Annotated in this window: 12 protein-coding genes and 2 rRNA genes (1 of these 14 running past the window's edge); 4 read left to right on the plus strand and 10 right to left on the minus strand. The window is 68.4% G+C overall.

Features of this window, described 5'->3' with window-relative positions; all coding sequences use genetic code 11:
- Positions 1–2,801 (plus strand): 23S ribosomal RNA (locus AC1Z4A_RS17380) (it extends 320 nt beyond the left edge of the window).
- A 76-nt stretch (positions 2,802–2,877) separates the two neighbouring features.
- Positions 2,878–2,994, plus strand: a 5S ribosomal RNA gene (gene rrf, locus AC1Z4A_RS17385).
- A 76-nt stretch (positions 2,995–3,070) separates the two neighbouring features.
- Here rrf and AC1Z4A_RS17390 read toward each other — a convergent pair.
- A complete protein-coding gene (locus tag AC1Z4A_RS17390; protein WP_483679897.1) occupies positions 3,071–4,054 on the minus strand; it encodes a hydroxyacid dehydrogenase in 984 nt (327 codons plus the stop codon).
- A gap of 71 nt (positions 4,055–4,125) precedes the next feature.
- Between AC1Z4A_RS17390 and AC1Z4A_RS17395 the strand changes: the two genes are divergently transcribed.
- A complete protein-coding gene (locus AC1Z4A_RS17395; protein ID WP_483679899.1) occupies positions 4,126–4,683 on the plus strand; it encodes a GNAT family N-acetyltransferase in 558 nt (185 codons plus the stop codon).
- Positions 4,684–4,690: 7 nt separating this feature from the next.
- Here AC1Z4A_RS17395 and AC1Z4A_RS17400 read toward each other — a convergent pair whose 3' ends face one another.
- The 7 genes from AC1Z4A_RS17400 to AC1Z4A_RS17430 form a co-directional block, all read right to left on the minus strand.
- Positions 4,691–6,241, minus strand: a complete 1,551-nt coding sequence (locus AC1Z4A_RS17400; protein ID WP_483679901.1) for an amidohydrolase family protein — start codon at positions 6,239–6,241, stop codon at positions 4,691–4,693.
- 227 nt (positions 6,242–6,468) lie between these two features.
- Positions 6,469–8,067 carry a DEAD/DEAH box helicase family protein gene (locus AC1Z4A_RS17405; protein WP_483679903.1) on the minus strand — a complete coding sequence of 533 codons (1,599 nt, stop codon included), beginning with the start codon at positions 8,065–8,067 and terminating at the stop codon, positions 6,469–6,471.
- A gap of 1 nt (position 8,068) precedes the next feature.
- Entirely contained in the window at positions 8,069–9,484 is a 1,416-nt protein-coding gene (locus AC1Z4A_RS17410; RefSeq protein WP_483679905.1) for an ATP-binding protein, read from the minus strand.
- Positions 9,485–9,494: 10 nt separating this feature from the next.
- Positions 9,495–11,048: an SCO6880 family protein gene (locus tag AC1Z4A_RS17415; protein WP_483683623.1), complete on the minus strand. Its 1,554-nt coding sequence runs from the start codon at positions 11,046–11,048 to the stop codon at positions 9,495–9,497.
- 2 nt (positions 11,049–11,050) lie between these two features.
- Positions 11,051–12,454, minus strand: a complete 1,404-nt coding sequence (locus tag AC1Z4A_RS17420; RefSeq protein WP_483679906.1) for a hypothetical protein — start codon at positions 12,452–12,454, stop codon at positions 11,051–11,053.
- Entirely contained in the window at positions 12,444–13,322 is an 879-nt protein-coding gene (locus tag AC1Z4A_RS17425; protein WP_483679907.1) for a DUF8175 domain-containg protein, read from the minus strand. The genes AC1Z4A_RS17420 and AC1Z4A_RS17425 overlap by 11 nt, the downstream gene beginning before the upstream one ends.
- A gap of 204 nt (positions 13,323–13,526) precedes the next feature.
- The gene (locus tag AC1Z4A_RS17430; protein ID WP_483679908.1) at positions 13,527–13,835 is read right to left on the minus strand and encodes a hypothetical protein; all 309 of its coding nucleotides are present in this window, start codon (positions 13,833–13,835) and stop codon (positions 13,527–13,529) included.
- A gap of 331 nt (positions 13,836–14,166) precedes the next feature.
- Between AC1Z4A_RS17430 and AC1Z4A_RS17435 the strand changes: the two genes are divergently transcribed.
- Entirely contained in the window at positions 14,167–15,363 is a 1,197-nt protein-coding gene (locus AC1Z4A_RS17435) for a serine/threonine-protein kinase (RefSeq protein ID WP_483679909.1), read from the plus strand.
- On the opposite strand, the gene AC1Z4A_RS17440 is transcribed toward AC1Z4A_RS17435, so the two are convergent.
- Complete coding sequence (locus tag AC1Z4A_RS17440) at positions 15,360–15,695, minus strand: hypothetical protein (RefSeq protein WP_483679910.1); 336 nt, start codon at positions 15,693–15,695, stop codon at positions 15,360–15,362. The two genes, AC1Z4A_RS17435 and AC1Z4A_RS17440, sit on opposite strands and share 4 nt — an antisense overlap.
- Positions 15,696–15,805: 110 nt before the next feature.
- Positions 15,806–16,447, minus strand: a complete 642-nt coding sequence (locus AC1Z4A_RS17445) for a hypothetical protein (protein WP_483679911.1) — start codon at positions 16,445–16,447, stop codon at positions 15,806–15,808.
- Positions 16,448–16,473: the final 26 nt, after the last annotated feature.

Here is a 16,473-nt window from a genome sequence, read left to right on the forward strand (position 1 = left end):
GGGATCTCTCTTTCATGGTCTGCCGGCCATGAGACGAGTCAGAAACCGTTGATGTAGGCGAAGGACATGCGAAAGGTCCGGCGTAGAGGGTAAGACCCCCGTAGCTGAAACATTAGCGGCTCGTTTGAGAGACACCCAAGTAGCACGGGGCCCGAGAAATCCCGTGTGAATCTGGCGGGACCACCCGCTAAGCCTAAATATTCCCTGGTGACCGATAGCGGATAGTACCGTGAGGGAATGGTGAAAAGTACCGCGGGAGCGGAGTGAAATAGTACCTGAAACCGTGTGCCTACAAGCCGTGGGAGCGTCGCCGCCAAGCTTGCTTGGCGGTCGTGACTGCGTGCCTTTTGAAGAATGAGCCTGCGAGTTTGCGGTATGTTGCGAGGTTAACCCGTGTGGGGAAGCCGTAGCGAAAGCGAGTCCGAACAGGGCGTTTGAGTAGCGTGCCCAAGACCCGAAGCGGAGTGATCTAGCCATGGGCAGGTTGAAGCGGAGGTAAGACTTCGTGGAGGACCGAACCCACCAGGGTTGAAAACCTGGGGGATGACCTGTGGTTAGGGGTGAAAGGCCAATCAAACTCCGTGATAGCTGGTTCTCCCCGAAATGCATTTAGGTGCAGCGTCGTGTGTTTCTTGCCGGAGGTAGAGCACTGGATAGGCGATGGGCCCTACCGGGTTACTGACCTTAGCCAAACTCCGAATGCCGGTAAGTGAGAGCGCGGCAGTGAGACTGTGGGGGATAAGCTCCATGGTCGAGAGGGAAACAGCCCAGAGCATCGACTAAGGCCCCTAAGCGTACGCTAAGTGGGAAAGGATGTGGAGTCGCAGAGACAACCAGGAGGTTGGCTTAGAAGCAGCCACCCTTGAAAGAGTGCGTAATAGCTCACTGGTCAAGTGATTCCGCGCCGACAATGTAGCGGGGCTCAAGCGTACCGCCGAAGTCGTGTCATTGCAGCATGAGACCTAACGGTTGCTGTGATGGGTAGGGGAGCGTCGTGTGCCGGGTGAAGCAGCCGTGGAAACGAGTTGTGGACGGTTCACGAGTGAGAATGCAGGCATGAGTAGCGATACACACGTGGGAAACGTGTGCGCCGATTGACTAAGGGTTCCTGGGTCAAGCTGATCTGCCCAGGGTAAGTCGGGACCTAAGGCGAGGCCGACAGGCGTAGTCGATGGACAACCGGTTGATATTCCGGTACCCGCTTTGAAACGCCCAATATCGAATCAGGCGATGCTAAGTCCGTGAAGCCGTCCTGGATCCTTCGGGTGAAGGGGAGTGGTGGAGCCGACGGACCAGACTTGTAGTAGGTAAGCGATGGGGTGACGCAGGAAGGTAGTCCAGCCCGGGCGGTGGTTGTCCCGGGGTAAGGGTGTAGGGCGTTGTGTAGGCAAATCCGCACAACATGCAGCCTGAGACCTGATGCCGAGCCGATTGTGGTGAAGTGGATGATCCTATGCTGTCGAGAAAAGCCTCTAGCGAGTTTCATGGCGGCCCGTACCCTAAACCGACTCAGGTGGTCAGGTAGAGAATACCGAGGCGTTCGGGTGAACTATGGTTAAGGAACTCGGCAAAATGCCCCCGTAACTTCGGGAGAAGGGGGGCCATTCCTGGTGATAGCACTTGCTGCTTGAGCTGGGGGTGGCCGCAGAGACCAGCGAGAAGCGACTGTTTACTAAAAACACAGGTCCGTGCGAAGCCGTAAGGCGATGTATACGGACTGACGCCTGCCCGGTGCTGGAACGTTAAGGGGACCGGTTAGCTCTGTTTCGACGGGGCGAAGCTGAGAACTTAAGCGCCAGTAAACGGCGGTGGTAACTATAACCATCCTAAGGTAGCGAAATTCCTTGTCGGGTAAGTTCCGACCTGCACGAATGGCGTAACGACTTCTCGACTGTCTCAACCATAGGCCCGGTGAAATTGCACTACGAGTAAAGATGCTCGTTTCGCGCAGCAGGACGGAAAGACCCCGGGACCTTTACTACAGCTTGATATTGGTGTTCGGTTCGGCTTGTGTAGGATAGGTGGGAGACTGTGAAGCATGCACGCCAGTGTGTGTGGAGTCGTCGTTGAAATACCACTCTGGTCGTGCTGGATGTCTAACCTGGGTCCGTGATCCGGATCAGGGACAGTGTCTGGTGGGTAGTTTAACTGGGGCGGTTGCCTCCTAAAGGGTAACGGAGGCGCCCAAAGGTTCCCTCAGCCTGGTTGGCAATCAGGTGTTGAGTGTAAGTGCACAAGGGAGCTTGACTGTGAGACCGACGGGTCGAGCAGGGACGAAAGTCGGGACTAGTGATCCGGCGGTGGCTTGTGGAAGCGCCGTCGCTCAACGGATAAAAGGTACCCCGGGGATAACAGGCTGATCTTCCCCAAGAGTCCATATCGACGGGATGGTTTGGCACCTCGATGTCGGCTCGTCGCATCCTGGGGCTGGAGTCGGTCCCAAGGGTTGGGCTGTTCGCCCATTAAAGCGGTACGCGAGCTGGGTTTAGAACGTCGTGAGACAGTTCGGTCCCTATCCGCTGTGCGCGTAGGAGTCTTGAGAAGGGCTGTCCCTAGTACGAGAGGACCGGGACGGACGAACCTCTGGTGTGCCAGTTGTCCTGCCAAGGGCATGGCTGGTTGGCTACGTTCGGGAGGGATAACCGCTGAAAGCATCTAAGCGGGAAGCCTGCTTCGAGATGAGGACTCCCACCCACTTGATGGGGTAAGGCTCCCAGTAGACGACTGGGTTGATAGGCCAGGTGTGGAAGACCGGTAACGGTTGGAGCTGACTGGTACTAATAGGCCGAGGGCTTGTCCTCAGTTGCTCGCGTCCACTGTGTAGGTTCTGAAGTAACGACTGTTGAGTCATGCTCCGGTTGGTTAACTTCATAGTGTTTCGGTGGTCATAGCGTTAGGGAAACGCCCGGTTACATTCCGAACCCGGAAGCTAAGCCTTTCAGCGCCGATGGTACTGCAGGGGGGACCCTGTGGGAGAGTAGGACGCCGCCGAACAAATTGTGAGAGAAAGCCCTGGCAGGGATTACCTGCCGGGGCTTTCTTGCGTTCCACGCCTTTACCTGTCGGCATTTCACGCCAGTCGGCCCAGGTCCTTCCTCCGTACCCGGCCCAGCAACGGCAGTCCCCGGACCCAGCGTTCGACTTCCTCCACGGCATACGTCCCCAACCGCCGTACCTCGCTCCCCTGGGCCCCCGCGATATGCGGAGTCACCAGCACGTTCGGCAGCCCGAGCAGCGGATGCCCGTTCGGCAGCGGCTCCGGATCGGTGACGTCGAGAAAGGCGCTGAGGCGCCCCGGGGCGCATTCCCGTACCAAGTCGTCCGTGTCGACGAGCGAGCCCCGTGCCGTATTGATGACCGTCCCGCCGTCCGGAATGAGGGCCAATCGCTTGGCATTCAGCATGTGCCGGGTCTCCGGGAGTTCCGGTGCGTGGAGCGTGATGACCGTGCTGTTGCTGCACAGGGTGTCGAGGTCCACCAGGTCGACGCCCAGCCGGGCGGCCTCGCCCAGGGACACATGCGGGTCGCTGAGCAGGATCCGGTAGCCGGCGGCCGCCGAGCGCAGGCGGTCCATGACCCGGCGGCCGATGCGCGAGGCCCCCACGATGCCGACCGTCCGGCCGTCGCCGCCCCGGCGCTCGCGGAAGGCGGGCCAGCCCCCACTGCCGCCCCGGGCCGCGTACCGGGCCGCCGTGGCCAGGGCCTGCTTCATCGCGAGGACCACCGTCGCGTACGTGTAGTCCGCCACCGGCCCCGCATTGGCCTCCGCCGCCGACGAGACGACGATGTCCCGTTCCCAAACAGCCGGTGTGACAAGCCATTTGACCGATCCGGCGGCATGCACCACCACCCGCAGCCGGGGAGTGTCGGCGAGAGCTTCCGCCGTCAGCACGGGGGAGCCCCAGCCCGTGATCAGGAGGTCCGCCCGGGCCCGTTCGGCCCAGCCCGTGACGACCGTGGCGGACTCGGCCAGCCGGGCGCGGAGGTCGGTCGGCAGCGCGGCCTCCGCTTCGTCCGTACCCATGGCGATCACAACGGTGCAGGCGTCACTCATGGGCCATTCGTCCCCACCCCGGAGACCGAAAACACATTGCCCGCTCCTCGCGCCGACGCGACCATCGGCGGATGGAACACATCATTCGAACCGTCCGGGCCGACGAATGGCGGCAGGCGAAGGAGCTGAGGCTGACCTCCCTCCTCGACCCCGTCGCGTCGATTGCTTTCCTCGACACATACGAGGAGGCGTCCGTGCGGCCCGACAGCCACTGGCAGCAGCGGACCGCCGATGCGGCGGAGGGCAGGTCCGTCGTCACGTTCGTCGCGGAGGCCCCCGGTGGCGAGTGGGCCGGCAGCGTGACCGTCCTCGTCGAACTGCCCGGCACGGAAGGCGTCTTCGGGGGCGCCCCGTCCGTACCCCAGGCGCACATCGTCGGGGTCTATGTGCGTCCTGGGCATCGTGGGACGGGTGTGGCGCAGGCGCTGTTCGACGCCGCGATCGACTGGGTGTGGGCGTGTTCCGAACCCCGTCTGGAGCGCGTGCGCCTCTATGTGCACGAGCGGAACGGCCGGGCGGAGGCGCTGTACCGGAAGATGGGGTTCGAACGGACGGGGACGACGTCGCCCATGCCGTCCGACCCCTCGGCCATCGAGTACGAAATGGCGATTTCCCGTCCCGGTGGCTGATGGTGGTTCAGGTCGGCAGTAGGACGGGTGGTTTGGCGTCCGCTGCCGCCTTCTCGACCTGTGCGAGGAGGCGGCGCCGCTCGGCGCGGTCGATGAGACGGCCGCGTGTCAGCACCGAGTCGATCCGGAGGGTGTTGCGGATGTCGCGCAGCGGATCGGCGTCCAGTACGACCAGGTCGGCGGCCTTGCCCGCCTCGACCGTGCCGACAGCCGCCCCCAGCCCCAGGGCCTCGGCGGGTTCGGTGGTGGCCGCGCGGAGGGCCTGGGCCGGGGTCAGGCCGGCCTCGGTCAGGCGTTCCAGCTCGTGGTGCAGGGCGAAGCCGGGGACCAGGTAGGGCGTTCCGGTGTCGGTCCCGGCGAGGAGGGGCACTCCGCGTCGCTGGAGTTCTCCCACGAGGCGGGAGCGGTGGGCGTCCAGGTCGCGGAGGTGGCCTGCTTCCTCCTGGGTGCGGGTGCCGGTCAGCTGCTCGAGCTGGCCCGGCCAGGCGGCGGTCCGCCAGCGGGGGAGGTACGTCCACTCCGGCTCCTGGGCGGACAGTGCGTCGGGGCGCTCCATCGTGCGGCTCACGACGAGGGTGGGGGTGACGCGTGTGCCGTTTCCGGCGAGGACGTCGAAGACGCGGTGGGCGCGGTTGGGGTCGTAGGAGCGCGCTGCCGTCCACTCCAGGCGGCGGACCTGCCGGAACCAGCTGCGGACGCGGCCGGCCGTGGTGGGGTCCTTGGGGTCGACGCGTACGGCGTCGAGGCCGCGCCGGATCTCCTGCTCGTGGGCGGAGGTCGAGGCGAGGAGCGGGTGGAGGTGCTCGATGGAGTGCTGGCCCGCTTGGGAGGCGTCGGTCAGTGCGACCGCGTCGGGGCAGTGGCCTGCGAAGGGGATGCGCCAGCGCAGTGCCTCGTCGGCGAGGGCGAAGTAGGCCTCGCGGGTCAGGCGCGAGTACACCTTGATGAAGTCCGTGCCTTCCTCCGCCTTGAGCCGGCGCACCGTCTGGCGGGCCTGTGCCTCGGTGCGCAGCTCGATGGTGGGGACGGGCCAGGCGTCGGCGGTCCAGAGGCCCGGGGGGCTGTCGACAATGGTGCTGGCGATCACCCAGCGGGGGCCGAGGAGCTGCCCGCGGTCGGCCTTGTCGCGCCAGGCGCGGACGGTGGGCATGCCCCACATCTCGCGGACGGTCGTCACGCCGGTGAGGGGGTAGAGCGGCGGAAGGATGTCTTCCGGGCCGCTGTTGTGGACGTGCGAGTCGATGAGGCCCGGGATGACGTACTTGCCGGAGAGGTCGACGACGTGGGCGCCGTCGGGCACGCGGAGCCGGGCGGTGGGGCCGGTGGCGAGGATGCGGTCCTGGTCGACGAGGACGGTGGTGTCGGGCTCGGGCTGCCGGGTGCCGGGGGCGGCGATCAGGGTGGCGTGGGTGAGGGCGAGGGGGCGGGGGTGGGTGTGGTCCTTGGGCTCGGGTGCCGGGGCCGGTGCCGGGGCCGCGGTGGCGGACTGGTTGGCGGGGAGGGCGAGGGCGCCGGCCAGGGCGGCGGTTCCTCCGAGGAATTGGCGCCTTCCGCACATGCACATGGGGTGCCTGCCCTTGGGTTGTCCGGTGGTGAGTGGTTTCTACCACTTTGGCGCAGTGGGGGCGGTGGGGGTGGCTTTGGGTGGGGTGGGTTGGGGTCGGTTTTCTTTCCCCACCCCGCCCCTTCCCGGCTGTATCGATGTGCGGCTCCGCCGCGTGGGGGGCTCCGCCCCCGGACCCCCGCTCCTCAAACGCCGGAGGGGCTGAAATTGCCCCCAGAATCTCAACTGGGGTCCGGGGCGAAGCCCCGGTTTCGGGAAGGGGCTGGGTCGGGGAAAGAAACCCGCGGCCAGCGTGCTCGCGCCTGTTCTTCCGAGCGCATCAGGGCCAGGGTCGGCAGCCCCTGTGCTTCGCCTTCCGCCAGCAGCACCGGCAGTTCGGGCAGGGGGGCGACCGCCGCCACGTCGTCCAGCACCAGCGTGAGTGGTGGGTCGAGCCGGCCGGCGGATGACCGTTCGGCCATGCGGCGGCCGTGCTCGACCACGCTTGCGGCGAGTGCGGTCAGCAGAGGCATCGCACCCGGGCGGGTTCGCGGATCCTCAATCGCCTCACCCACCACGTAGAGCGTTCCCCCCTCGGCGATGAATGACTCCAAGGCGAGCGAATTGGCTCGATTGGGGTTGCACGCGTCCCGGATGTGGATCGAACTGAGGGCGCCGAGGGCCCGCGCGGTCAACTCCTGGGCCATGTCCCGCCGCTCGGGGTGCCCGGTGAGCGCCGACTCCAGCTCCCCCGCCGTTCCGGCGACGGCCTTGGGGTTCGTACGGAGGATGCGTACCGGCTCGTGGGCCGACGTCCCCTGTGCCCAGCGGTGCACCTGACGGAAGGGGCGCCCGTCGACCGCGGCGGCGTGCAGCCAGCACCGCAGCAGCGTCTCCGCGGTGTCGGCGGTGGCCGAGTCGAGGGGGCTGTGCGGGCGTACGGGCGTGAGGAGGGCGGCCGCGCGCCCGGCAGCCGTCTCGCGCGCCTCGCAGCCGGTGGTGGGGCTCCAGCGCAGACGGTCCGGGGTGTCCAGGAGATGGCTCGGATCGAAGACGTGCACCGGGCCCAGCTTCGCCCGCGCCCCCTTGGTCTCCGTCCAGAGTCCGTGGTCACTGGTGACGACGAGCAGGGGCCCGGCTGCCTCAAGAACCGCACGCGTAGCGGGACCACGCCGGTCGGTGCCGTAGACGAGGCGTGGCGCGGGCGCCGGGGCAGGCGCAGGCGTAGATGCCTGTCCGGGGACTGGCGTCGCCCCTGTGGCAGCGACGGGGACAGCGGCAGCCGCGGCCGCTGCCGGCTCGGCGGCAGTCTCGGGTTCCACGGCTGGTGGCGCGGCCTCGTCCGCGGCGACCGCCGCCACAGGGGCGACGCTCGGGGCCACTGCGACCTCTGCGGCGGCCTCGCCGTCCGCCCCCGCACGCGGCACCGCCAAGGCCGCCGCCTGCCCCTCGGTCTTCGCCTCCGCCACCCGTCGCGCGCGAACTCCCCGCCATCGCGCCACCGTGCCGATCGCGAACGTCATCAGCACCACCGCCACCAGCAGCTCGCTGATGAGGATCCCCCAGAACAGCCCGTACCCCGACAGTGCGTCCGGTGGGGTCTCCGGCCAGGCGGAGGGCAGGTCGCGGGGCTGGGTCATCAGGCGGCGGAGGGCCTGGGGGGTGTGGGTGAGGGTCACGCCCTCGGGCCAGTCGCCGTGGGCGATGTACGCGGCGAGGCCCGTCGCCGTCCACACCAGCAGGGTCAGGCCCAGCAGAAAGGCGAGGATGCTGACCAGCAGGCCGTCCGGAATGCCGCGCTCCGGGCCTCGTTGCTCCCGTATCGGCGATGGCGGCGCCATCTCAGGCCACCGTCGACTCGGAGGACCCGTACGCCCCGTCCGCGTAGTGCGCTTCCATGGCCGCCGCGGCCCGTTCCGCGGCGGCCGCCTCCTCCGCCAGTTCGTGCGAGCGGTCGCCGTCCTCCGTCATGGCCCGGTCGGTGTAGACGAGCGGGCGTTCGGCGTCCGTCACCAGGTGTTTGACGACCTGGACGTTGCCGTTGACGTCCCAGACCGCGATGCCGGGGGTGAGGGTCGGGATGATCTCGACCGCCCAGCGGGGCAGGCCCAGCACGCGGCCGGTGGCCCGGGCCTCGTCGGCTTTCTGCGCGTAGATCGTGCGCGTCGAGGCCATCTTGAGGATCGCGGCGGCCTCCCTCGCCGCCGCGCCGTCCACGACGTCCGAGAGGTGGTGGACCACCGCCACGAACGACAGGCCCAGCCGCCGCCCGAACTTCAGCAGCCGCTGGAAGAGCTGAGCGACGAAGGGCGAGTTGATGATGTGCCAGGCCTCCTCGACCAGGAAGATCCGCTTCTTCCGGTCGGGCCTGATCCAGGTGTGCTCCAGCCAGACGCCGACGATCGCCATCAGGATCGGCATGGCGATGGAGTTGCGGTCGATGTGCGAGAGGTCGAAGACGATGAGCGGGGCGTCGAGGTCGATGCCGACCGTCGTCGGCCCGTCGAACATGCCCCGCAGGTCGCCGTCGACCAGCCGGTCCAGGACCAGCGCGACGTCCAGGCCCCAGGCCCGTACGTCGTCTATGTCGACGTTCATCGACTCCGCGGACTCGGCCTCCGGGTGCCGCAGTTGCTCGACGATGTCCGTCAGCACCGGCTGACGGTCGAGGATGGTCTCGTTGACGTACGCGTGCGCGACCTTGAGCGCGAAACCGGCCCGCTCGTCGAGCCCCCGTCCGGTCGCGACCTCGATGATCGTACGGAGGAGGGCGAGCTGGCCGGTCGTCGTGATGGCCGGGTCGAGCGGGTTGAGGCGGATGCCGCCGTCGAGGGCGGCCATGGGGTCCAGCCGGATGGGCGTTATGCCCAGCTGCTGGGCGATCAGGTTCCACTCGCCGACGCCGTCCTCGCCCTGGGCGTCCAGGACGACGACCTGCCGGTCGCGGAAGCGCAGCTGCCGCAGGACGTACGTCTTCTCCAGCGCCGACTTGCCGTTGCCGGACTCGCCCAGGACGAGCCAGTGCGGGGCGGGCAACTGCTGGCCGTACAGCTGGAAGGGGTCGTAGATGTAGCCCTTGCCGGAGTACACCTCGCGGCCGATGATCACGCCCGAGTCGCCGAGGCCCGGCGCCGCGGTGGGGAGATAGACGGCCTGCGCCTGACCGGTGGAGGTGCGCACGGGCAGTCGGGTGGTCTCCACCTTCCCGAAGAGGAAGCTGGTGAAGGCGTCGGTGACGGTGGCGAGCGGGTCGAGCACGGCGTTGCCCCTATCGTCGGATGCCGGTTGCGAACGGCAGCGTGTTGACGAACGCCCGGTGGTGCTCGCGGTCGCACCACTCGAGCTTGAGGTAGCTCTTGCCGGCCGAGGCTCTTATGGTCCGCTTGTCGCGCGCCAGGGCCTCCGGGGAGCGGGACGACACAGTGATGTAGCCGACGAGATTGACGCCGGCCGCGCCGCTGGCGAGGTCCTCGCCGCGCTGGTCGACGCGGGAGTGGTGGGCCACGTCGCGCGGGTCGACGACGCGGTTCATCTTGGCGGCACGGGAGGCGTCCGCGTCGTCGTTCGTCTTCTCCGTCAGCATCCGCTCGATGGCCACGTCGGTGGGCTCCAGGTCCATGCAGACGGCGACCGTGCGGATCACATCCGGGGTGTGGACGAGCAGCGGGGCGAGGAAGTTCACCCCCACGGGTGTCATCGGCCACTCCTTGACCCACGCCGTGGCGTGACACCAGGGCGCGCGGGTGCTGGACTCGCGCGTCTTCGCCTGGAGGTAGGTGGGCTCCATGGCGTCCAGCTCGGCGGGCCAGGCGTTGCGCCTGGTCATCGCCTGGATGTGGTCGATGGGGTGGTCGGGGTCGTACATCGAGTGCACGAGCGAGGCCAGCCGCGCCTGCCCGAGGGGCTGGCGCACGCGGATGTCGGCCTCGGCCAGCCGGGCGCAGATGTCCGTCAGCTCGCGCGCCATGACCACGGCCAGGCCCGCGTCGCGGTCCAGGCGGCGCTTGCCGCCCTCCTGGCGGGAGGCGCGGGCGATGGCCTGGGCCTCGGCGGCCAGTTCGCGGCCGTAGTGCATGCAGGCGACGAGGTACGCCCGGTGCTGCTCGGACGACGTGGACACCATCGACTGGAGCTGGTCGTAGGAGTCCTTGAGCCAGTCCGGCGCCCGCTCGTCGCCGCGCCGCTCGACGTCCTTGGCGTGCGCGTCCGGGTCGGCGGGCAGCGTACGGGCGAGCATCTGGATGCGGGTGACGTAGCCGTCGCCGTTGGCCACGTGCTTGAGCAGCGTGCCGAATCGTTCGACCAGGGCCTCCTGGTCCTCCGAATCGCGCAGGCCGACGCCCGGGCCCTCGATCTCGATCGCGGCGGTGACGGTGCGCCGGTCGGCGTGGAGGAGGACCGCGATCTCGTCCGGCCCGAAGGGCGCGGCCAGCCAGCTGATGCGCCCGATCCCGGGCGGCGGCCCGATCTCGACCTCCCGTCCGTCCAGACTCGTGCCGGCCTCGATGGCGGCCGAGCGGTAGACGGCGTTCCGGCGCAGCGTCCGTTTGTAGGAGCGGTTGATTTCAAACCACTTGTAGAACGTGCGCCCCTTGTAGGGGACGTACACGGCGGCCAGGGCGAGGGCGGGGAACCCGGTGAGCGTGAAGATCCGCAGCGGGAGGACCGGCACGAGCAGCCCGCACATCATGCCCAGGAACGCGCCCGCGATGATCAGCGCGATCTCGCCGGTCTCCCGGTTCTTGCCGACGACCGCATTGGGGCGTGCGCGACCGATCAGATACGTACGGCGGGCCGCGATCGGCTGGGACTGCGCCGGGATCGTCAACTCCGCTCACCTCCGGATGTATTGCTCTTGCCGTTGTTCTGCCCGCGCGGGGCGGGCGCTGGTGCGGGGGCGGGGGTTCCGCCGGTCCCGGAGGGAGCGCTTCCGTTCCGTCCTGCGCCCGGGCCCGGGGCGGCGGGACGGGCGCTGTGCGCGGCGACGCCCCCGGCTACCGGGGTCGTGGGGCGGGGCTGCTGTCCGCCGCCTCCGCCACCGCCGTTGCCGCGGGCGCTGTGGGTGGTGATGCCCTGCTTGACGAGCGCGGCGGGCGAGGAGATCACGGCGGCCGCCTGCCGGGACGCCACGTCCCGGCTCGCGTTGCGGCTGCTGACGATCTCGTCGCCGAAGCCGGGCACGAACCGGTAGATCATCGCGCTGGCGAAGATGGCGAGGATGATGATGGCGAGCCCGGACACCACGGCCGAGAAGGAGTTGGGGCCGCCCTTCCCCGCGGACAGCGCCCCGGCGAGCCCGAGCACGATCATGATGATCGGCTTGACCAGGATGACCGCGATCATGATGCCCGCCCAGCGGCGGACGTGCCCCCACATGTTCTTGTCCACGAGCCCCGCGTAGACGGCGGTTCCGAGCAGCGCCCCCACGTAGAGCAGCGCGGCCCGGATCACCAGCTCCAGCCAGAGCACGCCGGCGGCGAGCACGGAGACCAGCGACACGACGATCAGCATGATCGGCCCGCCGCCGATGTCGTTGCCCTTCTGGAGAGCGTCGGCGAAGCCGCCGAAGAACGTGTCGTTGTTCGTCGACCCGCCGCTGGCGATGACGTCGGTGACGGCGTCGGTGGCCGATACGACGGTGTAGAGGATCAGCGGCGTGAAGGCGGAGGCCAGCACGGTGAGCCAGAGGAAGCCCACGGCCTCGGTGACCGCCTCGGTGACCGGCACGCCGCGCACGGCCCGCTTGGCGACGGCCAGGATCCACAGCACCAGGGTGAGGATGGTCGAGGCGGCGAAGACCACGGCGTACTGGCGGAGGAAGGGGGTGTTGGTGAAGTCGACGGTGCCGGTGGAGCGGACGGCGGTGGAGAGCTTGTGAATGATCCAGGAGGCGGCGTCGGCACAGCCCTTGGCGAGGGAGGCAAGGGGGTCCAGGGCGGTTTGGGGGTCGTTGGGGGAGAGCCCGCTGCTGCCGGTGTTGCCTTTGCCGCCTTGGCAGTAGTCCTTGGCGGGGCCGACGATGAGGTCGCAGTTGTCCTTGGCGGACGGAGACGGAGTGGGCGTCGGTGTGGCGCCCGGTGTACCCGACGGCGCCGGCGTGGGAGTCCCGGGTGCCGGAGTCGGTGTCGGTGCGGCGATTGCGCGTGTTGCCAGGAGGATGGCGCTCGCTTGGATGCTCGCCAGCGTGGCAGTCAGCGCGAGAGTACGGTGGCGGGGCCTACCGGGCATAAGTGAACCCTCCGTATTGCTCGACTGCCTTCGCGATCTCGTCAGCAGTGGAAGCGGTGCGGTCGCTGTTGACCGGCGCCGGGCCGTCCTTCTGAGCGAAGCTCTCAGCCTTCCAGTCGTCGTTCACCCAGCGCAGCTTGATGGTCATGGTGAACCAGTCGTTGGCCACGGGGTTCTTCGAGCTGGTTCCGGCCGTGCCGAAGAGTCCGGTGCACCAGACCTCGACGGTTGCAGCGGAGTCGCCGTACTCGGTGGCCGTGGTCCCGACGGGAGCGGTGCGTGACACATAGGTCATGCCCTTGGCTGCTTCGCCCCGTTCGTTGAGGCCGATCTTCGACAGGAAGTCCTTCGAATAGGCGTTGTCCAGCTTGCTCTGAAGTTCTGTCACCTTCTCGCTGACGAAGATCTGCGGAACGAGCTCGTGCCGTCTGTCCGGCTTGAGGATGTCGGCGGACACCAGCGCCACCGCGAAATTCGCCGCCGCCGACTGCGCCCCCTGCTCCGAATGGGCGAATCCGGAAGCGATGCCTCCGGTCTTGCCCTCCACCGGCTTCGTACCCGTCGGCGCCGTGGCTTGGCTGCTCGCGGCCTTGCCGCTTCCGTCGTCCGAGCTGCCGGAACCGGAGTCCCCGCCCCTGTTGGCGAAGGCGATGGCGGCGACGAGCAGCACCACGACCCCGACGACCGTCATCAGGCTCCGGCTGGAGGACCGCCCCGGGCGGCCGCCGCGGCCCGCGCGGCCCGCGCGCCCGCGCCGCGCTGCCGCGTACGGGTCGACCTCGCCCTCGGGAAGCCGCGTACGGGTCAGGTGGTGGTCGTCGCCGTAGCCGCCCTGGCCGCTGCCGTAGCCGTCGTCGCCGAGACTCATCGCTCGCCCGCTCCCTCATACGTCGTGGCTGGCTTGCCGCCCGTATATGACGGTAGCGGTGTGGAGGGAATCCGGGGGGAGGACGTGGGGGAGTGAGGGGGCATCAGGTGGCGGCCTCGGTGCGGGTGGACTCGGGGACGAGAGGGTCTGCGCGGGACGATGCGCGGTGGGGCGAGCAGGGCGTGCGGGGGCGCGCGGAGCCGGTCAGACCGCCATGCCGTAGACGATCGTGAACAGCGTGCCCAGCGAGCCGATGATGAAGACTCCGGTCAGACCGGCGACGATCAGGCCCTTGCCCTGCTCCGCGCTGAACGTGTCGCGCAGCGCCGTCGCGCCGATCCGCTGCTTTGCCGCTCCCCAGATCGCGATCGCCATGCACAGCAGGATGGCCACGGCCATGATGACCTCGATCATCACGCGCGCCTCTCTGCCGAGCTGACCGAACGGCCCCCAGTTCGGGGCGATTCCGCCAATAATGGTGTTGATGTCGCCCTTGCCGGCCGCCAAAAACATGTCTAACTCACCGCCCCTTGTGGGTAGTTGTTCCGCCGTTCTGCCGCTCTGCCGCACGGCAAAGGTCAGGACCTATCTTCGCTGAAGATCCCGCCCCTGCATGTCGATTTGGCGGCAATTTTTGCCGGAACCCGTATGCGTGCGCGGCTGCCGCCTGACCTGCGGCGGAGTTCCGTTGTCAGTGGGGCCTCCTAAGGTGACTCTGTGTATCACGCGTATGGACGCCGAGCAATGTTCGGCGGGACGGGGGCCGCGGAGATGTTCAAACGCCTGTGCGTTCGGTGGGTACGCTTCTCGATCAGCGCATGCATCGAGATCAAGGGTGGTACGGGTGCTGGTTGCCGGTCGTTACCGGTTGGGGGAGCCGCTCGGCCGCGGCGGCATGGGCGAAGTCCTTCAGGCGCACGACGAGGTGCTGGGCCGTCAGGTGGCCGTCAAGCTGCTCCTGGGCGACGACGCCGACGAGAATGCCGCCATGCGCTTCCGCATGGAGGCGCAGACGGCCGCCCGCCTCAACCACCCCCAGGTCGTCGCCGTGTACGACTTCGGGCAGTGGGAGGGCCGCTTCTACCTGGTCATGGAGCTGGTCCAGGGCCCGAGCCTGGCCGCAGAGCTGAGCGCGCACGGCCCGCTGCGGCCGCGCCGGGTCGCCCGGCTCGCCGCCCAGGCGGCCTCCGGCCTGGCGGCGGCCCACCGGCAGGGCGTGGTGCACCGCGACGTGAAGCCCGGGAACCTGATGGTCGACGCCACGACCGACACCCTGAAGATCGGCGACTTCGGCATCGCGCGTTTCGTCGACGAAACCTCGGCCAACCTGACCCGGGCGGGCCAGATCGTCGGCACGAGCACCTACCTCGCCCCGGAGCGGGCGCTCGGCCGCATCGCCGGCCCGGAGTCGGACGTCTACGCGCTGGGGTGCGTGCTGTACCAGCTGCTGGTGGGGCGGCCGCCGTTCTGGGCGGACAGCTCGACGTCGCTCCTCTACCTGCACGTGGACGCCCCGCCCGTGCCGCCGCGGCAGCACCGCCCGGAGGTGCCCTACCCCTTCGACGCCTACCTGCTGCGCATGCTGTCGAAGGAGCCGGAGGAGCGGCCGTCGGCGCAGGAGGTCACGGACTTCTTCTCGGGCGATGCCTGGCAGGACAGGCCGCAGCCGCTCCCGCCGGTCACGGCCCCGGCGCCCGCCGCGCACGTTCCGCCCATGCCGACGACTGCGCCGCGGCCCGTGCCGCCGCCTGTCTCACCCGTCCCGGCCGCCCCGCCGGTCCCGCCCGGTCCGTCCGGCCCGCGGCAGGCGGCGGCCACCACGTACGCCCTGCCGCCCTCGTCGCCGTTGCGGGCGGGGCTGCGCCGCAGGCCGAAGGTGGTGCTGGGGGCGGCCGCCGGTGCAGCCGCCTTCGTGCTGGCGGCGCTGGCCGGAGCGGTGCTGTTCGAGGGAGACGGCAACGGCGGGGCCAAGCCGGGGCACCGGGCTCCGCACGCGGTCCCGGCGGACGCGACGCCTCCGCCGCACAAGGCGCGGCACTAGCCCTGAGGGTCCGGCGCCCCGACGCCCGGGTCGTCCACGTCCGCCACGACCTCCGTGCCCTCCACGTCCTCCACGAAGTGGTCGAACTCGCCCGCCTTCACCCCGAGGACGAATGCGTCCCATTTGGCGTCGGTGGTGACGACGATGTTCTCGGGGTCGGTGTTCACCCGGATGTAGACGTTGCCGTCACCGCCGAAGGCGATCTCGAAGTACTCGGTGTCGCCCTCTTCGGCGGCCTTGATCCAATCGAGTTCCGCCTTGCCGGACTTCTCGACCTTTTTGGCATTTTCGACCGTGTGCGTCTCGTCGGTCTCTTCTGCCTCTTCCGCCATGGTGTCCGTTCCCCCTCGTGGGATGCGCCTCATGGGATCTTCGGATGACCGTAGTTGATCCGGGCGCCCACGGCAGCGGGGACGGCCATGGTTCAGGCCGCCCTCGGGGGTCAGTTGGACTGGGGGCCTATCTCCGTCACCGACACCTTGAGATCGTTCCACATCGGCTTGCCGTGGTAGAGGCTGTCCGAGAGGTACTCGCACCGGTACTTGGTCGGCTGGTTGAGCGGTACGGCTTCGGCCTTCGGCATGTTGTCGCAGCGGAGGCCCTTGCTGGTCTTGTGGTTGGCCCAGAAGTCGCGCTGCACACCTTCGCTGGTGAGGATGCCGACGCTGGGCCTCGCTTCGTAGCTGACCAGGCTGCCGATGCCGGCGGACCCCTTGAAGGTCACCGGCCACTGCACCTTGACCCCTTCGTAGGTGACCGTGCAGTTGACCTTCTCGCCGTCGTTCGAGCCGACCGAGGTCTTGTCGCACTCGGCCTCCGTCTTGCCCATGGCCCCGGCCATGGCCACGGTCTTCTGCCGGAGGTCGTACTTCAGCTGTTCGACGAGCGGTTCGGACCTGTCGGGCGAGGGCGAGAGCGTCGGCTGAGAGCCGGGCCCCTCGGCGGTGGGGGAGGGAACCGGGGCGCCGAACGGGGTTCCGTAGACGGAGGGCTCGGGCTCGGCGCTGTTGCTCTTCGAACCGGAGCATCCCGTTACGAGAAGGCTGAGACCTATGAGACCGGCGAAGACGTGCTTGCGTTGCATGGTCCGGCAGCTTAACTCCCGGTATC

The organism is Streptomyces sp. 17_S59, from assembly GCF_056930295.1.

Excerpts from the sequence above, each read along its gene's own strand:
- AC1Z4A_RS17390 (WP_483679897.1), bottom strand. The coding sequence starts at position 4,054 with ATGAGTGACGCCTGCACCGTTGTGATCGCCATGGGTACGGACGAAGCG.
- AC1Z4A_RS17395 (WP_483679899.1), top strand. The coding sequence starts at position 4,126 with ATGGAACACATCATTCGAACCGTCCGGGCCGACGAATGGCGGCAGGCG.
- AC1Z4A_RS17400 (WP_483679901.1), bottom strand. The coding sequence starts at position 6,241 with ATGTGCGGAAGGCGCCAATTCCTCGGAGGAACCGCCGCCCTGGCCGGC.
- AC1Z4A_RS17405 (WP_483679903.1), bottom strand. The coding sequence starts at position 8,067 with ATGGCGCCGCCATCGCCGATACGGGAGCAACGAGGCCCGGAGCGCGGC.
- AC1Z4A_RS17420 (WP_483679906.1), bottom strand. The coding sequence starts at position 12,454 with ATGCCCGGTAGGCCCCGCCACCGTACTCTCGCGCTGACTGCCACGCTG.
- AC1Z4A_RS17425 (WP_483679907.1), bottom strand. The coding sequence starts at position 13,322 with ATGAGTCTCGGCGACGACGGCTACGGCAGCGGCCAGGGCGGCTACGGC.
- AC1Z4A_RS17430 (WP_483679908.1), bottom strand. The coding sequence starts at position 13,835 with ATGTTTTTGGCGGCCGGCAAGGGCGACATCAACACCATTATTGGCGGA.
- AC1Z4A_RS17440 (WP_483679910.1), bottom strand. The coding sequence starts at position 15,695 with ATGGCGGAAGAGGCAGAAGAGACCGACGAGACGCACACGGTCGAAAAT.
- AC1Z4A_RS17445 (WP_483679911.1), bottom strand. The coding sequence starts at position 16,447 with ATGCAACGCAAGCACGTCTTCGCCGGTCTCATAGGTCTCAGCCTTCTC.